Source organism: Pseudomonas sp. c313, from assembly GCF_055407145.1.
Genome location: NZ_JBUZRD010000003.1, coordinates 260,490 through 281,149, shown reverse-complemented (window position 1 = coordinate 281,149; position 20,660 = coordinate 260,490). Strand labels below are relative to the sequence as shown.

Sequence of the window (20,660 nt, the reverse complement as noted above, 5' to 3'; positions counted from 1 at the left end):
CCGACCTGTCAGCCCTTCATGAAGTCAATAAACGCCCGCACCTTCAGCGGTAAATGCCGCGTGTCCGGATACAGCGCATAAACCCCCTGCGGCGCAAAGCGATGGTCCGCCAGCAGATGCACCAACCTCCCGGCATCCAGATCCTCCTGCACCAACCACTGCGGCAAAATTGCCACCCCATGCCCACGTACGGCGAAAGCCTGGAGGATGGCGGCGCTGTCAGCCACCAGTGAGGTCTTGCCTGGGCCGGGACGGTAGAGGTGTTCGGTGCCTGTCGGGTCAATGACTGTTAATTCCGTCAATCGACCATGGCCCAGCTTGGGCAGTTGTTCCAGTTCCTCCAGATTGCTCACGTTACTAAACGACGGTGCCGCTACCGCAAACACCTCGAAGCTCGACAACTGCACCGCGCGGTGATTGGAGTCGAGGATGCGCCCCAGGCGGAGCGCTACGTCGAAGCGCTCGGAAATCAGGTCAGCGTGGGTCGAAGATGTGGATAAGTGGATGTTCAGCTCGGGGTGTAAACGGCGAAACGCTTCCAGCGCTGGCGCGACAACGGCCAAGGCGTACTCCACGGTGGTGGTAATGCGCAGGGTGCCCTTGAGTTGGCTATGTTCCGAGCGGGCTTCCTCGATCGCCAAGCGAGCCTCTTCCAGCATGCGGCTGCAACGTAGGTAAAAACGCTCGCCAGCATCGGTCAGGGCCAGTTGCCGGGTATTGCGGGTCAGAAGAGTCACGCCCAATTCAGCTTCCAGGCGCTTGAGATTGAAGCTCACCACCGCACGTGTTTGCCCCAGCAAATCAGCCGCTGCGGTCAACGAGCCGGCCTCGACCACGGCCTTGAAGGTGTCGAATCGATCCAGGCTGACCATGAGCGGCGCCCTCCTTTGTCAAAATAATTTTGACAAACTAACAGTCAAAGCAGCGTTTCCCAAGCACCGCCAGAGGTCTACCCTGCCGGGACTGAAAGCAGGAACGCTCCGATGACCTACCGCTCGAAAGTCACCTGGATCTTTTTACTGGGCTTCGCCCTGGACCTTGTGAACATGTTTGTCGCCACCATCGCCTACCCGGATATCGCCCGTGAGTTGCAGGCGTCAGTCACGCAACTGGCGTGGATCGGCAACGCCTACATGCTCGGGCTGACATTGGTGATTCCCCTGAGTGTGTGGCTGGCGGCGATCCTTGGCGAACGGCGGCTGATCGCCGCTAGCCTGCTACTGTTCAGTGTCGCGTCGGTGCTGGTGGGCCAGGCCGAATCGATTGAAGCGCTGATCGGCTGGCGACTGCTGCAAGGGTTGGGCGGCGGGTTGCTGATTCCGGTGGGGCAAGCGTTGGCCTATCGGCACTTTCCGCCGGCAGAGCGCAGCCAGTTGACGGCGAGGGTCATGTCGGTGGCGCTGCTGGTTCCGGCGCTATCGCCAGCATTGGGTGGATGGGTGGTTGATAGCGTTTCCTGGCGCTGGATCTTTTACGCCAATGTGCCGCTGGCGCTGATGACCCTGCTACTGGCCCTGGTATGGCTGAAAGCAGACACGCCCTCTCCTGCTCACCCGTCCCTGGATCTGGGGAACATGTTCCGGCAAATCAGCAGCCCGATGCTGCGGGTAGCGATGCTGGTGTATCTGTTTATCCCCGGCGTGTTTATCGGCACCAGCCTGGTTGCCATTCTTTACCTGCGAGACCTGGGCTTTGACGCCACCCGCACTGGCGCATTGATGCTGCCCTGGGCCTTGGCCTCGGGGGTGGCGATTGTCTTGGGTAAAAGGCTGTTCAACCGCTGTGGCCCCAGGCTGTTGCTGCTGGCGGGCATGACCGTGCAGTGCGTCGGGATCTTGTTACTGATCAGCATCGAGCCGGCGCAACCATTACTCGCTATCGTCGCCTATGCACTGATGGGCCTGGGCGGCAGCCTGTGCAGCAGTACCGCACAGACACTGGCCTTTCTCGATATCCCCGCTGAGCGCATGGGCCATGCCAGCGCCCTGTGGAATATCAATCGGCAGTTGAGCTTTTGCCTGGGCGCGGCGCTGCTCAGTGCGCTGCTGGTGGCACTGGATTCCTTTACCGTGACCTTTATGATTGCGGCTGCCCTCACCCTGCTTCCGCTATTCGTCGTGCTGCGCCTGGACACGTCCAAGGTACGGGCATTACTCCACCCGCAACCCGAGTCCACCCGATGATTGATTACAGCGATTTTTTCGAAGAAGTGATCCAGACCCACGTCGAGATCGAACAATGGTTCGCAGGCGTTGCGCCTGAAGCAACACTGGGCAACTTGTTGGCGCGCTTCTCGCCCGACTTCAGCATGATTGCGCCGTCTACCGGCAACCGCATGGACGTTGCGGCCGTCAGCGAACTGTTCAGCCGCCTGGGCGGCCAGCGCCCTGGGCTGAAAATCACCCTCAGCGAACTGACCGGCATCGACCGCCATGCCCGGGGTGCCATCGTGTCCTATCGGGAACACCAGATTGATGACAGCGGCACCCAGACGGATCGCCGCGCCACTGTGGTGCTTGAAAAGCAGGCAAGCGGCGCGCTGCTTTGGCGCCACCTGCACGAGACGTTTTGCTGACCGGTGGCGAGCGGGCTTGCCCCCCCTTCGCCACAGGGAGTTAGTTGTGTGCCTGATTGACGATCACCGTACACGTAATCCCCGCCGCCAACAGCACACCCTCGGGCACCTCATCTATGTGAATCCGCACCGGCACCCGCTGGGCCAGACGCACCCAGTTGAAGGTGGGGTTCACATCGGCGATCAGCTCGCGGCTTTCCGGGTTGTCGCGGTCGTAGATGCCCCGGGAGATACTCTCCACGTGGCCCTTGAGGGTTTCACCGCTCATTAATTGCATGTCGGCTTTGTCACCCACTTTCACGTGGGGCAGTTTGGTTTCCTCGAAGAAGCCGTAGACCCAGAATGAGTTCATGTCCACCACTGCCATCTTCGCTTCGCCGATGCGCGCGTAGTCGCCGCGATGGACGTTGAGGTTGGTGACATAACCGTCCACCGCCGCCAGCACCTGGGTGCGTTTGAGGTTTAGTTCGGCCGCTTCGAGTTGCGCCTGGGCGTGTTGATAGTCGGCCAGGGCCGAATCGGCGATGTTGCTGGCGTCGTCGCGGTTTTCCCTGGAGATCACCAGGGCGTCAAGATCCGCGCGGCGGTGGGCGTTGACCTTGCGCATCTCCCAAGTGGCCTTGCGCGAGGCCACCAGCGATTGCGCCTGTTTCACGGCGATCCGGTAGTGCTCGGGGTCGATCTGCATCAGCAGGTCGCCCTTTTTCACCAACTGGTTGTCGCGCACCGGGACGTTGACTACTTCGCCGGTGACGTCGGCGGCGACGTTGATGATGTCGGCGCGCACTCGGCCATCGCGGGTCCAGGGTGTCTCCATGTAGTTCACCCACAGCGTGCGGCCAATCCATATCGCCAGAGCCAGTACCAGCAGGGTCGCGAGCAGGCTGAAAAACTTTTTCATCGGGGCATTCTCAACGGTAGACGGTCAGCGCCAGGGCGCCGAAAAGACAAGCGAACAGGCTCAGGCGCAGCAGCGCCGGGTGCCAGAAAAAACGGTACAGATCGAACCCGGCCAGGAGGCGATCCAGGGCCCAGGCAAGTCCCGCCGCGATGAAAAACATCAGGGTCATGGTCGGCATGTAGATGCCGTGGAAGGCGATTTCACGAGGCATTAACGGGTCCTTCAGGCTTGAGGGCAGCCAGGGGCGATTGCGGGTCCAGCAGGGAGGTGCGGATAAAGTGCAGGTAGCTTTTCACCCGGCGCAGAGCCGAGGTGTCGAAGTGCGGGGCGAAGGGTTCGTCGGTAGCCTGGACGCGGCTGATGGCGTGGTCCACGGCGATCAAACCACGCTCAAGATTGCTGTGGCTGGGTTGCAGGAACAACCGCATCAGCGAGCGCCCCATCACCCGGATCGCCTGGCGCCACGGCTGGGATTGGGCGTAGGCCGGGTGGATCGGTAAGATCGCCTGTTCCTTGCGCAACTCGATAATCGCGTGGCCAACTTCCAGCACCACGAACATCCAGCGCAGCAGGTCGCGCTGCACCTGAGGTTGGCCGGCGGCAAGGCCATAGGCCTGGTGCAGCAGGTCGCGGGTGCGGCTTTCGAAACTCGACGCCATCCCCTTGAGCTTGCCGCTGATGGCGTACACCACTTGCTCGCGCAGGTTCTGCTCCAGGCGGCGCCACAGCCAGCGGCTGTTGGGCGGCAGGATGATCGCCCCGGCGGCGGCACACACCAGCATGCCGATGATCATGGCGATGTAGTCGTTGATGAAGGTGTAGGGGTTATAGATCGTCACGTTGTCCGGCACCGAGCCGGTGCTGAAGAAGATCAACAATCCCAGGCCGACGCCGGCGTATTTCGGCCGCGATGACAGGAACGCGCCCAGCATGATCACCGGCGCGAGCATCACGCACAGCAACGGGAAGCCGTCGATCCTGGGAAACACGAAAAACATCTCGACGAATCCCACCAAGGCACCGATCAACGTACCGCAAGCCATTTGAAAGGCCATGCGTTTAGGGTTCGGCGTCGCAGCCGAAAGGCCCACGGTGGCCGCCGCGATCAGGGTCATGGTGGCGCCGCTGGGCCAGGCCGTGGCCACCCAGTAACTGCCCAGCACCACCAGAATAAAGGCGGCGCGAATGCCCGATGCGGCACAGGCCAGCCAGTTGGTTTGCGGGGTGTAGGGTTCGTCCCAGTGTTCACGCACATGGCTGTGATCGGCCAGGGACGCGTGAGTCTGCGCATAACCGTGCAGGTCGTCGACAAAGCGGTACAGCAACTCATAGGCGGTATGAAAATCCAGCTGCTCGGCGTCACTCGGTGCGTTTTCCTGGAAGGTCGTACGCAGGCTGCGCACCTTGGCCGGCAGGTCTGCCTTGTAGGCGCTCAATTGGCTGACCAGTCGTGCAGCGTCGGGGCTGGTGAGGGCGCGGCCGGAGAAGCCGTCGAGCAATTGCGCCAAGTCCTGCAACCCAGGTTTGATGGCGGCCACCACATGATCAGCATCGTGGGCACGCAGGCGCTCCAGCAACTGATGCAGGGCATTGAAGCGGGTGGTGATGCCCATAAATTCGCTGTTCAAGCGACTGAGCCGACCGTTGCGCCGACGCATGTGCGGGTCTTCGAACACCGTGACGCTGCGCAGCCCTTCCAGGCCCACGGCTTCGGCGATAAAGCGCACGTTGCTGCTTTCAAAACCCTCGCGCTGACTGCGCCCGCGCAAACCGTCGGTGACAAACAGCGCAAACACCCCGAAGCGCTGATACAACGCGTTGCGCATGGCGGCGCTGGCGGTTTGCGGCAGGATCGCGGCGCTGATCAACGTGGCACAGAGAATCCCCAGGGAGATTTCCAACACTCGCCAGACCGCTGCCATAAAGGCCCCGTCTGGATGAGCCAGCGCAGGCAAGCCAACCATTGCCGCCGTGTAGCCGGCGAGCACAAAACCATAGGCGCGAAAGTTGCGATAACGAGCTGCGCCGGCCGAGCAGATGCCGACCCAGATTGCCAGTGAACCGAGGAACAACTCAGTGTTTTGCGCAAACAAGGCGATCAACAACACCATCACCGCAGAGCCCGCAAGGGTGCCGAGAAAGCGATAGAAACTCTTGGCAAACACCTGGCCGCTTTGCGGCTGCATCACGATAAACACAGTGATCATCGCCGTGCGCGGTTGCGGCAACTCCAGGCGCATGGCCAGCCACAGGGTCAGGAACGCAGCGATCAACACTTTGAAGATATACACCCAGGTCACGCCATCGCTGCGTGCCCAGTCGAAAAAGCCACGTCGCCATTCCAGGGAATGCAGCCAGCGCAGCGGTGCAGGCAAGGGAGTCATGGGAACCTGATTAGTGATCAAAGACGGCCAGTGCCGCCGGGGTCTTGCTCGGTAAGGTCTTGCTCGGCTCAGGCACGTCGTTGCCCGCGCCCAGGCCACCGCCCAGTGCGGTCACCAGCTCGGCGTGTGCACTCAGGCGCGCGGCCTGGACCTGTTGCTGGATCTGCTGTTGACGGAACAACAGGCTCTGGGCGTTCAGTACGTTGAGGTAATCGGTGAGGCCGCGCTGGTAGGCGATCATGGCGATGTCGTAGGTTTTCTGCGCCGAAGCCACCGACTCGGCGGCAAAGCCTTGCTGCTTGTCCATGGATTCGCGGCGAATCAACTGGTCGGAGATGCCCTTGAGTGCGTTGACCAGGGTCTGGTTGTAACGCGCCACGGCGATGTCAAAACCGGCGCTGGCCTCTCCCAGTTGCGAGCGCAGGCGGCCGCCGTCGAAAATCGGCAAGGTGATAGCCGGGCCGACGCTGTAGTTGAGTTTCTTGCCGGTCAGGAACGCCAATGCCCCGCCACCCGTGGCGACGTAACCGAGGCTGCCCACCAGATCGACGTTGGGGTAGAAGCCGGCGTGAGCCACATCGATGCCCCGAGCCTGGGCTGCCACTTGCCAGCGGCTGGCGACCACGTCCGGACGTTGGCCGAGCAATTGGGCGGGCAGGCTCGAAGGCAATTTCAGCGGCGCGCCCAGCGATAAGGTCGGGCGCTGCAACTGCGCGCCTTCACCTGGCCCTTTGCCGGCCAGCGCCGCCAATTGGTTGCGGCTCAAGGCGATTTCCTCATCAAGGGCATCCAGCTGCCGATGGGTTTCCGGCAACGGCGTCTCGGCCTGGCTGACTTCAAAATGGGTGCCTATACCGCCGACCAGGCGTTTTTGAGCAAGCTCCAGGATCTGTTGTTGCTGGGCCAGGGTTGCGGCGACGATATCGCGCTGGGCGTAGTGCAAGGACAACTGGATATAGGCGCGCACCACGTTGTTCTGCAATTCCAACTGGGCCTGTCGCGCTTGGGCGGCGCTCATGTGGGCCAAGTCAACGGCGCGTTCGCTGGCGTTGCTTTCCCGGCCCCATAGATCTAGCGCATAACTGAAGCCCAGGGCGGCGCTGTTGTCCCAGGTGGTGGAATTGTCCAGTTTACCGGGGCCGTAGAACTGATCGCTGGGCCAACTGTGGCGCTTGAGGGTAGCGTCGCCATTGATCTGCAGCGACTCGGCCGACTCGACAATCCCGGCCATCGCCCGCGCTTCACGAACCCGCGCTGCAGCCATGGCCATGCTCGGGCTGCCTTGCACGGCAAGGTCGATCCAACGATTGAGCTGGGGGTCGCCGTAGGCCTGCCACCATCGGGCGGTGGGCCAGTGGGCGTCCTGGGCAGCGCTGCGGATCGCTTCGTCGGTGACCAAGGTGTTGGCTGCGAGGGACGTGCCTTGGGGAGCAATGCCCCCGGTTCCGATGCAGCCGCTGATTGCTAACGATAAAACCCAAACACTGAGAGTCTTCAGCTCTCTGTTGATGCGACGCGGCACTGCTGCGAATTCCTGAGAGGGTGTTGCGGGGAAGGTGGTGCAATTCTAGGGGGCCATCTGGATGGCGATAAGGTGGGATTCCTGTGAATCTTTATTACCGTTAAGGCGATAATCCGTTAGTAGGGATCACTGGGTCCTGCAACTTCGTGTCACAATTTGCCATCTCCCTTGAGAGCACCCCATGGATACTTTGCAAAATATGCGCGCGTTCAGTAGCGTGGCCGAGGCCGGCAGCTTCACCGCCGCCGCCGTGCAACTGGACACCACCACTGCCAACGTCTCGCGCGCGGTCTCAAACCTTGAGGCCCATCTGCAAACCCGCCTGCTCAACCGTACGACCCGCCGCATCGCCCTGACAGAGGCTGGCAAACGCTATTTATTGCGCTGCGAGCAAATCCTGGCGTACGTCGAGGAAGCTGAAGCCGAAGCCAGCGATGCCCACGCGCGTCCCTCCGGACAGTTGAAAGTGCACACCATGACCGGCATCGGCCAGCACTTTGTGATCGATGCCATCGCCCGCTATCGCCGCACTCACCCGGACGTGACCTTCGACCTGACCCTGGCCAACCGCGTGCCAGACCTGCTGGACGAGGGCTATGACGTGTCCATCGTGCTCGCCAGCGAACTGGCGGATTCGGGTTTTGTGTCCCAGCGCCTGGGGATAACTTACAGCATCGCCTGTGCCTCGCCCGCTTACGTCAAAGCCAATGGCTGCGCGCAACGGCCCGGCGATTTGCTTAACCATTCCTGCCTGCGCCTGGTGAGCCCGGTGATCCAACTGGACAAATGGACCTTCAACGGCCCGGACGGCCAGGAGAGCGTCAACATCAACCGGTCACCCTTTCTGGTGAACTCCGCCGACGCGATGAAAACCGCCATCATCAGTGGCATGGGTGTAGGTCTGTTGCCGGTGTATGCGGCCATTGAAGGGCTGCGCAACGGCACATTGGTGCGGGTGATGCCCAACTACCGCTCCCAGGAGCTGAACCTGTACGCCATCTACCCGTCGCGCCAGTACCTGGATGCGAAGATCAAGACGTGGGTGGAATACCTGCGCGGTTCATTGCCGGAGATTCTGGCGGCCCACCAGGCAGAATTGGCGGCGTATGAGTTGAGTGGGAGTTTGGGTGGGGCGCGGTTGAGTAACTGATCCCCCCCTGTAGCAGCAACTGTCTTGGTGGTTTTGCAGTGCCCGGATACCGGATAAATGTTAGCGTGCTTGGCATTCTCAGCCGTATTGATGAGCCCGCCTCCCATGAAAAAGACCGTTCTCGCTTTCAGCCGTGTCACTCCCGAAATGATCGAGCGCCTGCAACAGGACTTCGAGGTTATCGCCCCCAATCCCAAGCTCGGCGATATCAATGCCCAGTTCAATGAAGCCCTACCCCACGCCCACGGGCTGATCGGGGTGGGCCGCAAGCTCGGGCGGGCACAGTTGGAGGGTGCGACAAAGCTGGAAGTGGTCTCCAGCGTCTCGATGGGCTATGACAACTACGACGTCGCCTACTTCAACGAGCGCGGGATCATGCTCACCAACACCCCCGACGTGCTCACCGAAAGCACCGCCGACCTGGCCTTCGCCCTGCTGATGAGCAGCGCCCGCCGAGTGGCCGAGCTGGATGCCTGGACCAAGGCCGGCCAGTGGAAAGCCAGTGTCGGTGCGCCGTTGTTTGGTTGTGATGTGCACGGCAAGACCTTAGGAATAGTCGGCATGGGCAATATCGGCGCGGCCATCGCCCGTCGTGGCCGCCTGGGCTTCAATATGTCGATCCTCTACAGCGGCAACAGCCGCAAGACCGCGTTGGAGCAAGAGCTGGGCGCGCAATTTCGCAGCCTCGACCAGTTGCTGGCCGAGGCAGATTTTGTCTGCCTGGTGGTGCCGTTGAGCGAGAAGACCAAACACTTGATCAGCCATCGCGAGCTGGGGCTGATGAAGTCCAGCGCGATCCTGGTAAATATCTCCCGTGGCCCGGTGGTGGACGAATCGGCGCTGATCGAAGCCCTGCAAAACCAGCGGATTCGTGGCGCCGGGCTGGACGTCTACGAACGGGAGCCGCTGGCCGAGTCGCCGTTGTTCCAACTCAGCAACGCGGTGACTTTGCCGCATATCGGCTCGGCCACCCATGAAACCCGCGAAGCCATGGCCAACCGCGCCCTGGATAACCTGCGCAGCGCGCTGCTGGGCGAGCGTCCGCAAGATCTGGTCAACCCGCAGGTGTGGAAGGGCTAAGCGCCCTCGAAACGCTGCTACTCTCGTAGCAGCTTGCGTCGGGTGCAACTCGGTGTGGGGCTGAGCTGATTGCGGTGGTGCGTCCGTCGTAGCCTCGCTGGGGCTCGACAACTGCTGCAGGGTTCCAGTAGCTCCCGCTTTTAATGCTAAAGCATGGGCCACTCAAGTCGATAACCCCCTATAGATCGTCATCCCTGATCCACAGAAGGTTTCTATGTCCACCACCAAAGCCCGCGCAGACTCACTCTCACTTCTGCTTTTTACCTTGCGCAGCGGCAAGCTGATGGCCATAAACCTGCTGAAAGTCAGTGAAATCATCCCTTGCCCGCCGCTGACCAAGCTGCCGGAGTCTCACCCTCACGTCAAAGGCATCGCCACCCTGCGCGGCGCGGCGTTGTCGGTGATCGACCTGAGCAGGGCCCTGGGGGAAATGCCCCTGGAAGACCCGGATGGCGGCTGCCTGATCGTCACTGACGTCAGCCGCTCCAAACAAGGCCTGCACGTACAAGCGGTAAGCCGGATCGTCCACTGCCTGACCACCGACGTTCGTCCGCCGCCCTTTGGTTCCGGTGGCAGCCGTTCGTTCATTACCGGCGTGACCCAGGTCGACGGGGTATTGGTGCAGGTGCTGGACATCGAAAAAGTCATCCACGCCATTGCCCCGGTGCAGATTGAAGTAGCGCCCACCGACTTGAGCATGGAAGAGGCCGAAGTGCTGGGCCATGCACGAATCCTGGTAGTTGATGACAGCCAGGTGGCGTTGCAACAATCGGTACATACCCTGCGCAACCTCGGCCTGCATTGCCACACCGCCCGCAGTGCCAAGGAAGCCATTGATTGCCTACTGGAGCTGCAAGGCACCGCCGAACAGATCAACGTGGTGGTATCGGACATCGAAATGTCCGAGATGGACGGTTATGCCTTAACCCGCACCCTGCGGGAAACCCCGGACTTCCAGGACCTCTATGTGCTGCTGCACACCTCCCTGGACAGCGCCATGAACAGCGAAAAAGCCAGACTGGCCGGGGCCAACGCGGTGTTGACCAAGTTTTCCTCGCCGGAGCTGACCAAATGCCTGGTGGTCGCCGCGCAGACCGTGGCGCAGCAGGGCCTCTGACCGATGGGCGAGTATTTCCAGTTGCTGCGCCGAGACTTGCGTGGCGCCCTGCCCGCGCCGCAATGGCCTGCAGATATTCGCCTGGAGCACTACCACGAAGAACTGGCCCCGGCGATCCACGCCGTGCTGCTCCTGGGTTATCAACAGGGCGGTGGTCGGGTTGCCCCCCTTGAGCAGTGGTGCCAACAGTTCGTCACCGACGCCGAGTTCGACCCGACCCTGTGCATCGTCGCCAGTAACGCCAGCGGCATCGTTGGCGTGGCGCAATGCTGGACCAGCGCCTATATCAAGAACCTGGTGATCCATCCCAACGCTCAAGGCCAGGGCCTGGGCCGGGCCTTGTTGCAGCAGGTGTTTCAGGTGTTTCAGCAGCGCCGCGAAGGCTTCGTCGATCTCAAGGTGCTGGAAACCAATGTGCGGGCCCGGCGCCTGTATGAAAGCGCGGGTATGGTGTTCGTGCTGCGAGACCTCGTCCCTGAGGAATAAAGGCCTGGCGCATAACTTGCTTCGGACAAGGCCTGGACGCTGGACAGAGGTGTAAAGCCGTCACCGTCCAAGTGTGCCCCTGAACCTGGCCTGGTGACCGAACCCTCATGACCACCCACTTTTCCTGTGTCGGCTGCGGCAAATGCTGCACTGACCATCATGTGCCCCTGACCCTTGACGAAGCCAGGCAGTGGGCGGCGGACGGCGGTAACGTCATCGTTCTGGTGGAGGGTTTCCTCGGCAATGGCCTGGGCTTGCCAGAACAACAACGCGAACATGCCCAACGCCGTTCCTGTGTTGTCCCCAGCGGTAATGCCCAGGCGCATGTGGCGATTACCTTTGCTGCCTATAACGTCGGTCCCTGCCGGAATCTTGACGAAGACAAGCTGTGCCGCATCTATGAGCGCCGGCCACTGGTCTGTCGTATCTACCCCATGGAGATCAACCCGCACATCCCGCTCAACCCCGCCGCCAAGGACTGCCCGCCCGAATCCTGGGAACAGGGCCCGGCGCTGATTGTCGGTGGCGAGTTGGTGGACCAGGGACTGGCCGAGCTGATCCGCCGCTCACGCCAGGCCGACCGCGACGATATCCAGACCAAGGAAGCGGTGTGTGCCTTGCTGGGGATTCACACCACCGCGCTCAAGGGCGATGGTTTTACTGCTTACCTGCCGGACATGGGAGCGTTTGCCCAGGCGCTCGAGTTGGCGGCTGAACAGCCATCCATGGCCAATGAGTGGGTATTCCATGTGTCCGGGTTGGACATTGCCGAGCAGTTGCTGGATGCCGGGGCTCGGATTGCGACTGAGGTACCAGTCAACTATGCGTTTATTTCGTTGCGGGCAGCTTAGGTCTTTCAGCAAGGCTGATGGTTTCATCGCGAATGCCGGTGATACACCGGTCGGGCAAACGCTAGCGATGCATTTAGTTACCCGGTGCTCCTGCGAAGGCAAAAAACCTTAGCGCTTGCCCATCGAGCGACGGGTGCCGGGCGGAGCCACGCCAGGGCTCTTGGTATGACCGTTCTTGGCGCCGTTCTTGTACCAGGGTTGGCTGGCTTTTTTCGCCTCGGCCAATTCGCCCGGTTTGAACGGGAACTTGAAGGCCGGGATCTCGGCCTTGGCTTCGCCATCAACGTTGTCAGGGTTGGCCTGTTCGTCGATGTCGACGCTTTCAACAGGAGGTTGTGTCGGGGAATTCATGGAAGCTCCGGGGAGTACAAAAGATGACGCGGGCCCGGCTTGCGGACCACACCGCCGGGCAGTATACCTGCGCGCCCAGGATCTTTAACCACTGCCTGTACGAATGGTCGCTCTTTACTGACAGCGCCGTCAGTTAGCAGTCACTTTGCTGACCGGGTTAGCGGGCTATAAAGAACCTTTATTCTTCCGATCTTCTGTCCGGGCGCCATCACCCCATGGGAATTCAACGAAAAACCGCCTTGATCGTCGGCGTCCTCGTACTACTGGCTATCGTCGCCTGGGTGTTGACCCGACCAGCCAAGACCAGGCTGATCGCGCCCACGGCGATTCCGGTTCGAGTGATTAGCGTCGTGCAACAGGACATCCCGCGCTTCGTCAGCGGTATCGGTTCGGTGCTTTCGCTGCATAGCGTGGTCATTCGCCCGCAAATCGACGGTATTCTTACCAAACTCCTGGTCAAGGAAGGCCAACGGGTCAAGGCCGGCGATTTACTGGCGACCATTGATGATCGCTCGATCCGTGCCAGCCTCGACCAGGCCCGTGCGCAATTGGGTGAAAGCCAGGCGCAGTTGCAAGTGGCCCTGATCAACCTCAAGCGCTACAAGCTGCTGAGCGTCGACGACGGTGTATCGAAGCAGACTTACGATCAGCAACAGGCTCTGGTCAACCAGTTGAAAGCCACCGCTCAGGGTAATCAGGCGGCGATTGATTCGGCTCAGGTGCAGTTGTCGTACACGCAGATTCGCTCGCCGGTCAGCGGACGCGTCGGTATTCGTACGGTGGATGAAGGCAATTTCCTGCGCATGAGCGACACCCAAGGCCTGTTCTCGGTCACCCAGACCGACCCGATTGCCGTGGAGTTTTCCCTGCCACAACAGATGCTGCCGACCTTGCAAGGCTTGATCGCCGCGCAGCAGCCAGCCAGTGTCGACGCCTACATGGGCGCCGATACCGACGGCCCAACTTCCGACCTGCTGGGCGAAGGCCACCTGAGCCTGATCGACAACCAGATCAGCGCCACCACCGGCACTATTCGCGCCAAGGCCGAGTTCAACAACGCCACGCAAAAACTCTGGCCAGGGCAACTGGTGACTGTGAAGATCCAGACCGCCCTCGACAAGAACGCTCTAGTAGTGCCGCCGACCGTGGTCCAGCGCGGCCTGGATTCGCACTTCGTGTACCGGATCAACGGTGACAAGGTCGACGTCGTGCCGGTGCAGGTGGTCTATCAAAACAGCGAGCTCAACATCCTCAAGGGCGTGCAGGCCGGTGATGTGCTGGTCAGCGATGGCCAGTCGCGGCTCAAGGCCGGGGCCCGGGTGGAAGTTCTCAAGGAACCGCCGCAAGTGATCCAGACAGCCGACGCGCAGGCACAGCCATGAAGGGCCATGGTTCGGTGTCCGCCTGGTGCGTCGACCACCCGGTCGCCACCCTGCTGCTGACCTTCGCCCTGGTGCTGCTGGGGTTGATTGCCTTCCCGCGCCTGCCCATCGCGCCACTGCCGGAAGCGGAATTTCCGACAATCCAGGTCAGCGCCCAACTGCCCGGCGCCAGCCCCGATACCATGGCGTCCTCGGTGGCCACACCACTGGAAGTGCAGTTCAGCGCCATCCCCGGCATGACCCAAATGACTTCCAGCAGTGCCTTGGGCTCAAGCCTGCTGACCCTGCAATTCACTCTCGACAAGAGCATCGACACGGCTGCGCAAGAAGTGCAGGCGGCGATCAATACCGCGTCCGGCAAGCTGCCCAGCGACATGCCGAACCTGCCGACCTGGAAGAAGGTCAATCCGGCGGACAGCCCGGTGCTGATCCTCAGCGTCAGTTCCAACAACATGCCCGGCACCGAACTGAGCGACTACGTGGAAACCCTGCTGGCGCGGCAGATCAGCCAGATCGATGGCGTCGGCCAGATCAACATTACCGGCCAGCAACGCCCGGCGATTCGCGTGCAGGCATCGCCGGACAAACTGGCGGCCATCGGCCTGACCCTGGCGGACATTCGCCTGGCGATCCAGCAATCAAGCCTGAACCTGGCCAAGGGCGCGTTGTACGGGCAGAACAGCGTGTCCACCCTGTCGACCAACGACCAATTGTTCCACCCCGAGGAATACGGCGAACTGATCGTCTCCTACAAAAACGGTGCACCGGTTCAGTTGCGCGATGTAGCAAAAGTCATCAACGGCTCGGAAAACGCCTACGTGCAGGCCTGGTCCGGCGATACGCCGGGGGTCAACCTGGTAATTTCCCGCCAGCCCGGCGCCAATATCGTCGAAACCGTGGACCGTATCCAATCGGAACTGCCGCGCCTGGAAGCCATGCTGCCGGCGTCGGTGGAGGTCAGTGTGCTGTCGGACCGCACCAAGACCATCCGCGCGTCCTTGCATGAAGTGGAAGTCACCCTGCTGATCGCCGTGTTGCTGGTGGTGGCGGTGATGGCGCTGTTCTTGCGCCAATGGTCGGCGACCATGATTGTTTCCAGTGTGCTCGGTGTATCGCTGATCGCCAGTTTCGCCTTGATGTACGTGATGGGGTTCAGCCTGAACAACCTGACCCTGGTGGCCATCGTCATCGCCGTGGGGTTTGTGGTGGACGATGCAATTGTGGTGGTGGAAAACATTCACCGGCATCTGGAGGCTGGCCTGGACAAACGCGAGGCGGCCATCAAGGGCGCCGGCGAGATTGGCTTTACGGTGGTGTCCATCAGCTTCTCGCTGGTGGCGGCGTTTATCCCGCTGCTGTTCATGGGCGGCGTGGTCGGGCGATTGTTCAAAGAGTTTGCCCTGACCGCCACCTCGACCATTCTGATTTCGGTGGTGGTATCCCTGACCCTGGCGCCCACCCTGGCGGCGCTGTTCATGCGCGCCCCCACTCATCACCCCCACGACAAACCCGGCTTCGGCGAACGCCTGCTGGCGGGTTACGCCAAAAACCTGCGCCGTGCCCTGGCCCATCAGCGGCTGATGCTGGGGATCTTCGTCGTGACGCTGGGCCTGGCCGTCGCCGGTTACGTGTTTATCCCCAAGGGCTTCTTCCCGGTGCAAGACACCGGTTTTGTCCTGGGCACCAGCGAAGCAGCTGCGGACGTGTCTTACCCGGACATGATCGCCAAGCACAAGGCCCTGGCCGAGATTGTCGAAGCGGACCCGGCGGTGCAGGCTTTCTCCCACTCCGTGGGCGTGACCGGCAGCAACCAGACCATCGCCAACGGCCGCTTCTGGATAGCCTTGAAAGACCGTGGCGACCGCGATGTGACCGCCAGCCAGTTCATCGACCGCATTCGCCCGAAGCTGGCGAAGATCCCGGGCATCGTCCTCTACCTGCGGGCCGGCCAGGACATCAACCTCAGCTCCGGCCCCAGCCGCAGCCAGTACCAATATGTGCTCAAGAGCAATGACGGCCCGACACTCAATACCTGGACCCAGCGCCTGACCGAAAAACTGCGGGCCAACCCGGCGTTCCGCGACCTGTCCAACGACCTGCAACTGGGCGGCAGCATCACCCACATCAGTATCGACCGCCAGGCCGCCGCACGCTTCGGCCTGACCGCCACCGATGTCGACCAGGCGCTGTATGACGCCTTCGGCCAGCGCCAGGTCAATGAGTTCCAGACCGAGATCAACCAATATCAGGTGGTACTGGAACTGGACACCCAGCAACGAGGCAAGGCCGAAAGCCTCAATTACTTCTACCTGCGCTCACCACTCAGCGGCGAGATGGTGCCGCTGTCGGCGGTGGCCAAGGTCGATCCGCCGACTGTCGGGCCATTGTCCATCAGCCATGACGGCATGTTCCCGGCCGCCAACCTGTCGTTCAACCTGGCACCCGGCGTGGCCTTGGGCGATGCGGTGATCATGCTTAACCAGGCGAAGAACGAGATCGGCATGCCGGCGAGCATCATCGGTAACTTCCAGGGCGCGGCCCAGGCATTCCAAAGCTCGCTGGCCAGCCAGCCGTGGCTGATCCTGGCGGCGCTGGTGGCGGTCTACATCATCCTGGGTGTGTTGTACGAAAGCTTTGTGCACCCGTTGACCATCATCTCCACCCTGCCCTCCGCCGGTTTGGGCGCGCTGATCATGCTCTGGCTGTTCGGCCAGGACTTTTCGATCATGGCGCTGATTGGCCTGGTGCTGCTAATCGGCATCGTCAAGAAGAACGGCATCCTGATGATCGACTTCGCCCTGGAAGCCCAGCGCGTGCGCGGGTTGCCGGCCGATGAGGCGATTTATGAAGCCTGTGTCACGCGGTTCCGGCCAATTATCATGACCACCCTCGCCGCGCTGTTGGGCGCCGTGCCGCTGATGCTGGGTTCCGGTCCCGGCGCCGAGTTGCGCCAGCCACTGGGGATCGCGGTGGTCGGCGGGCTGCTGGTGAGCCAGGCGCTGACGCTGTTCACCACGCCGGTCATATACTTGTACCTTGAGAAATTCTTTCATAGACCCAAACCGGCCCTCGGGCTGGCGACCACACACTGAGGCGGGGTCATGCGCGTCCTGATTATTGAAGACGAAGAAAAAACTGCCGATTACCTGCATCGCGGCCTGACCGAGCAAGGCTATACGGTCGATGTTGCCCGGGAGGGTGTCGAGGGTTTGCACATGGCCCTGGAAAGTGACTACGCAGTGATCGTGCTCGACGTGATGCTTCCGGGCCTGGACGGTTTCGGCGTATTGCGCGCGCTACGCGCCCGCAAGCAGACCCCGGTGATCATGCTCACCGCGCGCGAGCGGGTGGAAGACCGCATTCGCGGGTTGCGTGAAGGCGCCGATGATTACTTGGGCAAACCCTTCTCCTTCCTGGAACTGGTGGCACGCCTGCAAGCCCTGACCCGACGCAGTGGCGGCCATGAACCGGTGCAAGTAACCATCGCCGACCTGTGGATCGACCTGATCAGCCGCAAGGCCAGCCGCGCAGGCATTCGCCTGGACCTGACCGCCAAGGAGTTCTCGTTGCTCAGCGTGCTGGCGCGGCGTCAGGGTGAGATTCTGTCCAAGACCTCAATTGCGGAAATGGTCTGGGACATCAATTTCGACAGCGACGCCAACGTTGTCGAAGTGGCGATCAAGCGTCTGCGGGCCAAGCTCGACGGGCCGTTCGAACAGAAACTGCTGCACACCATTCGTGGCATGGGCTACGTGCTGGAGAACCGCGGTGTCGACTAACTCGATCGCCCTGCGCCTGAGTGGAATGTTCACCCTGGTGGCGCTGCTGATCTTCCTGTTGATCGGCGGTGCGCTGTATCAGCAGGTGGACAAGGGCCTGGACTTGTTGCCGGGCGCCGAGTTGGATGCGCGCTACAGCGTGTTGGAATCGTCCCTGGGGCGTTACGGTACGCCGGACCACTGGGTGAAGATCAACAGCAAGCTCAAGCTGTTGGGGGAGGAAGACAAGCGCATCCGTTTCTGGGTGGTGAGCAGTGATCCGGCCTACGAATATGGCAACGCTGATGCGCAGATTCGCGCCTTCGCCGAGGGCCCGACCGGCAAACGCGACTTGTACCTGCCGGGCCATGATTACCCGTTCAAGGTGCTGGTGAGCCAGTTTCCCGCCAAGGACCAGCGCCCGCCGCTGCGCTTCATGATCGCCATCGACACCGATAACTTCCGTGCCACCCAGCATCACTTGCTGACGGCCTTGGTCAGCCTGGCGTTTGTCGGGGTGGTGCTGGCTTCAGTATTCGGCTTCTGGGTGGCCCGCATCGGCCTCAAGCCGCTGATCAAGCTCTCGGATGAAGCGCAAAAACTGGCGCCGCCGAAACTCTCCGGGCGTCTGCAACTGTCGCCGCTGCCGCCGGAACTCAAGCAGTTCGTCAACTCGTTCAACTCCACCCTGGAGCGGGTGGAACAGGCCTACTCACGCCTGGAATCCTTCAACGCCGACGTTGCCCATGAACTGCGCTCGCCGCTGACCAACCTGATTGGCCAGACCCAGGTCGCCCTGACCCGAGGGCGCTCGGCGGAGCATTACTTCGAAGTGCTGCAATCGAACCTGGAAGAGCTGGAACGCCTGCGTTCGATCATCAACGATATGCTGTTTTTGGCCAGCGCCGACCAGGGCAGCAAAGCCACCAAGCTGATCAGCAGCTCGTTGGCCGATGAAGTCGCCACCACCCTGGATTACCTGGACTTCATCCTTGAAGACGCCCAGGTGCAGGTGCAGGTGATCGGCGACGCCCAAGTGCATATCGAAAAGGCCCACTTGCGCCGGGCGCTGATTAACTTGCTGAGCAATGCTGTGCAGCACACGGCGCCGGGGCAGATGATCGAAGTGAAGATCGAGGTGCTGGAGCATCAGGTGGCGATTGGCGTGACCAACCCTGGCGAGGTGATTGCCAACGAGCATTTGCCTCGTTTGTTTGAGCGCTTTTATCGGGTGGATGCTTCGCGCAGCAACAGCGGCGCCAATCATGGGCTGGGGTTGGCCATCGTCAAGGCGATTGCGTTGATGCATGGCGGGGATGTGTTTGTGCGCAGTGACAGCAGCGGCAATACCTTCGGAATAACCTTGCCGGTCTAACGGTGGTGAGGAAGCTTGCCTGCTCACCACAAAAGCTCTGCCCTCATTCAACTATTGCGATTTTGGCAATAGTAATTATCTTGTTACACTCTGTATCCCGCCACTCGCCTGCGCTAATTTAGCGCATCGACGAGCGCGACGGCAAAGACAGCTGACCCGCCCTCCCAAGATTTCCCTCGACTTATTTCCAGGGCTCTACACTGGGAATCTGTCCTAAAGCCGCTGACTTCAGCGGCTTTTTTTTGACCGTAAAAAAGGCCAGGCAAACCCAACAACATTGGCCGGTTTCGATTGACCCAAAGGAGCTCCAACCAGGTGAAAACCTCGCTGACGTTAACCCCGCTATTCCTCGCGATTGCTGCAACTATCGTCCCTTTCGCCCACGCGGCAGACACCACACCCACCGACGGTTTCGTCGAAGGCTCAAGCTTCAAAATCAACACTCGCAACTACTACATGAACCGCGACCGTCGCGACACTCACACCGATGACAGCAAGGAGTGGGGCCAGGGGTTTCTCGGCATCTTCGAATCCGGCTACACCCAAGGCACCGTCGGTTTCGGCCTTGATGCCCACGCTATGCTCGGCCTCAAGCTCGACGGCGGTGGCGGCACCGACAGCTCCAGCATCCTCCCTTACGGCAGCGGCAACGGCAAAGCACCCGGCTCGTTTTCCACTGCGGGCGGCACCCTGAAAATGCGCGCCTTCGACACCGAGTTGAAAGCCGGCGACCTGTTCCTCAACAACCCGGTGATCGCCGGCGGCATGACACGCATGCTGCCCCAGACCTTTCGTGGCCTGAGCCTGACCAACCACAGCGTCGACGGGCTGATGATCGAAGGCGGCCAGGCCAGCTTTACCAAGCTCTACAACCAGAGCGGCCACCAGCGCATCGGCACCAGCTATGGCGCATTGCAGGGCGGCGACGACAGCCAGCATCTGAACTGGGCCGGAGTGGCCTGGAGCGGCGTTCCTGGGTTGACCAGCAGCCTCTACGCCTCCGAACTCAAGGACGTATGGAATCAGTACTACTACGACCTGGACTACACCTACGCGGTCAACGACCTGGTCAGCCTTAACCCCGGCTTGCACTACTACCATACGCAAGACACCGGCAACGCCCTGCTGGGCAATATCGACAACAACACCTACAGCCTGCATTTCACTGTCGGCGTCGGCAATCACAGCGTCACCGCTGCCTACCAGCGGGTCAACGGCAATACGCCGTTCGACTACATCACCCAGGGCGACAGCGTGTACCTGGACAACTCCCAGCAATACTCGGACTTCAACGGCCCTAACGAGCGCTCGTGGAAGCTCAAGTACGCCTACGATTTTGTCGGCCTTGGCTTGCCGGGCCTGACTTCGGCCGTGTCCTACTCCAGCGGCAAGACCGACCTGACCAAGGTTGACCCCAACAGCCGTGGCTATGCCTCCTGGTACAGCGCCGAGGGCAAGAACGCCAAGCATTGGGAGCGGGACATCGATTTGAAGTACGTGGTGCAAGGCGGTAAAGCCAAGGATCTGGCCGTGCGCCTGCAGTGGGCGACCAACCGTGGCAGCAACGGCTACTCGGCGGTGGACCGGGATGTGGATGAATACCGGGTGATTGTGGATTACCCGATTGATGTGTTTTGAAACCACCGAAAGCGCCACCACGCTAATCTTTCTTTCACCGGTAATGACTTAATTCACACGGCTTCGAATTAGACTGCCAGCATCGTCGTC

At 61.1% G+C, this 20,660-nt stretch carries 18 protein-coding genes; 12 read left to right on the top strand and 6 right to left on the bottom strand.

Features of this window, described 5'->3' with window-relative positions; translation table 11 throughout:
- Positions 1–8: 8 nt before the first annotated feature.
- Positions 9–872 carry a LysR family transcriptional regulator gene (locus ACZRKZ_RS10795; protein ID WP_463981585.1) on the bottom strand — a complete coding sequence of 288 codons (864 nt, stop codon included), beginning with the start codon at positions 870–872 and terminating at the stop codon, positions 9–11.
- 111 nt (positions 873–983) lie between these two features.
- Between ACZRKZ_RS10795 and ACZRKZ_RS10790 the strand changes: the two genes are divergently transcribed.
- Both ACZRKZ_RS10790 and ACZRKZ_RS10785 read left to right on the top strand, forming a co-directional pair.
- The gene (locus ACZRKZ_RS10790; protein ID WP_463981584.1) at positions 984–2,183 is read left to right on the top strand and encodes an MFS transporter; all 1,200 of its coding nucleotides are present in this window, start codon (positions 984–986) and stop codon (positions 2,181–2,183) included.
- Positions 2,180–2,575, top strand: a complete 396-nt coding sequence (locus ACZRKZ_RS10785) for a DUF4440 domain-containing protein (protein ID WP_463981583.1) — start codon at positions 2,180–2,182, stop codon at positions 2,573–2,575. Before ACZRKZ_RS10790 ends, ACZRKZ_RS10785 begins: the two co-directional genes overlap by 4 nt.
- A gap of 40 nt (positions 2,576–2,615) precedes the next feature.
- Here the strand turns inward: ACZRKZ_RS10785 and ACZRKZ_RS10780 are convergent, their stop codons facing one another.
- From ACZRKZ_RS10780 to ACZRKZ_RS10765, 4 genes are read right to left on the bottom strand one after another with little or no spacing between them, the layout of a single operon-like run.
- Positions 2,616–3,476 (bottom strand): efflux RND transporter periplasmic adaptor subunit, encoded by an 861-nt coding sequence (locus ACZRKZ_RS10780; RefSeq protein ID WP_463981582.1) that lies wholly within the window; start codon positions 3,474–3,476, stop codon positions 2,616–2,618.
- A gap of 10 nt (positions 3,477–3,486) precedes the next feature.
- Positions 3,487–3,687, bottom strand: a complete 201-nt coding sequence (locus tag ACZRKZ_RS10775) for a DUF1656 domain-containing protein (RefSeq protein WP_463967126.1) — start codon at positions 3,685–3,687, stop codon at positions 3,487–3,489.
- Complete coding sequence (locus ACZRKZ_RS10770; protein ID WP_463981581.1) at positions 3,677–5,860, bottom strand: FUSC family protein; 2,184 nt, start codon at positions 5,858–5,860, stop codon at positions 3,677–3,679. Before ACZRKZ_RS10770 ends, ACZRKZ_RS10775 begins: the two co-directional genes overlap by 11 nt.
- Positions 5,861–5,870: 10 nt before the next feature.
- Complete coding sequence (locus ACZRKZ_RS10765) at positions 5,871–7,382, bottom strand: efflux transporter outer membrane subunit (RefSeq protein ID WP_463981580.1); 1,512 nt, start codon at positions 7,380–7,382, stop codon at positions 5,871–5,873.
- A 181-nt stretch (positions 7,383–7,563) separates the two neighbouring features.
- Between ACZRKZ_RS10765 and ACZRKZ_RS10760 the strand changes: the two genes are divergently transcribed.
- The 5 genes from ACZRKZ_RS10760 to ACZRKZ_RS10740 all read left to right on the top strand — a co-directional run bounded on the left by ACZRKZ_RS10760 (position 7,564) and on the right by ACZRKZ_RS10740 (position 12,066).
- Complete coding sequence (locus ACZRKZ_RS10760; RefSeq protein ID WP_133099804.1) at positions 7,564–8,532, top strand: LysR family transcriptional regulator; 969 nt, start codon at positions 7,564–7,566, stop codon at positions 8,530–8,532.
- 105 nt (positions 8,533–8,637) lie between these two features.
- Entirely contained in the window at positions 8,638–9,612 is a 975-nt protein-coding gene (locus ACZRKZ_RS10755) for a 2-hydroxyacid dehydrogenase (RefSeq protein ID WP_463981579.1), read from the top strand.
- 214 nt (positions 9,613–9,826) lie between these two features.
- Complete coding sequence (locus tag ACZRKZ_RS10750) at positions 9,827–10,729, top strand: chemotaxis protein CheW (RefSeq protein WP_463967131.1); 903 nt, start codon at positions 9,827–9,829, stop codon at positions 10,727–10,729.
- Positions 10,730–10,732: 3 nt separating this feature from the next.
- The gene (locus ACZRKZ_RS10745) at positions 10,733–11,215 is read left to right on the top strand and encodes a GNAT family N-acetyltransferase (RefSeq protein WP_463967132.1); all 483 of its coding nucleotides are present in this window, start codon (positions 10,733–10,735) and stop codon (positions 11,213–11,215) included.
- 107 nt (positions 11,216–11,322) lie between these two features.
- The gene (locus ACZRKZ_RS10740) at positions 11,323–12,066 is read left to right on the top strand and encodes a YkgJ family cysteine cluster protein (protein ID WP_463981578.1); all 744 of its coding nucleotides are present in this window, start codon (positions 11,323–11,325) and stop codon (positions 12,064–12,066) included.
- Between the two features lie 108 nt (positions 12,067–12,174).
- On the opposite strand, the gene ACZRKZ_RS10735 is transcribed toward ACZRKZ_RS10740, so the two are convergent.
- Complete coding sequence (locus ACZRKZ_RS10735) at positions 12,175–12,417, bottom strand: hypothetical protein (RefSeq protein WP_463967134.1); 243 nt, start codon at positions 12,415–12,417, stop codon at positions 12,175–12,177.
- A gap of 215 nt (positions 12,418–12,632) precedes the next feature.
- Between ACZRKZ_RS10735 and ACZRKZ_RS10730 the strand changes: the two genes are divergently transcribed.
- The 5 genes from ACZRKZ_RS10730 (at position 12,633) to ACZRKZ_RS10710 (ending at position 20,570) form a co-directional block, all read left to right on the top strand.
- Positions 12,633–13,799 carry an efflux RND transporter periplasmic adaptor subunit gene (locus ACZRKZ_RS10730; protein ID WP_463981577.1) on the top strand — a complete coding sequence of 389 codons (1,167 nt, stop codon included), beginning with the start codon at positions 12,633–12,635 and terminating at the stop codon, positions 13,797–13,799.
- The gene (locus ACZRKZ_RS10725; RefSeq protein ID WP_463967136.1) at positions 13,796–16,891 is read left to right on the top strand and encodes a multidrug efflux RND transporter permease subunit; all 3,096 of its coding nucleotides are present in this window, start codon (positions 13,796–13,798) and stop codon (positions 16,889–16,891) included. Before ACZRKZ_RS10730 ends, ACZRKZ_RS10725 begins: the two co-directional genes overlap by 4 nt.
- Positions 16,892–16,900: 9 nt before the next feature.
- Positions 16,901–17,578, top strand: coding sequence for a heavy metal response regulator transcription factor (locus ACZRKZ_RS10720; protein ID WP_133099812.1), 678 nt, complete (start codon positions 16,901–16,903; stop codon positions 17,576–17,578).
- Complete coding sequence (locus ACZRKZ_RS10715) at positions 17,568–18,932, top strand: heavy metal sensor histidine kinase (RefSeq protein ID WP_463981576.1); 1,365 nt, start codon at positions 17,568–17,570, stop codon at positions 18,930–18,932. Before ACZRKZ_RS10720 ends, ACZRKZ_RS10715 begins: the two co-directional genes overlap by 11 nt.
- Positions 18,933–19,247: 315 nt before the next feature.
- Positions 19,248–20,570 (top strand): OprD family porin, encoded by a 1,323-nt coding sequence (locus tag ACZRKZ_RS10710; protein WP_463981575.1) that lies wholly within the window; start codon positions 19,248–19,250, stop codon positions 20,568–20,570.
- Positions 20,571–20,660 lie beyond the last annotated feature (90 nt).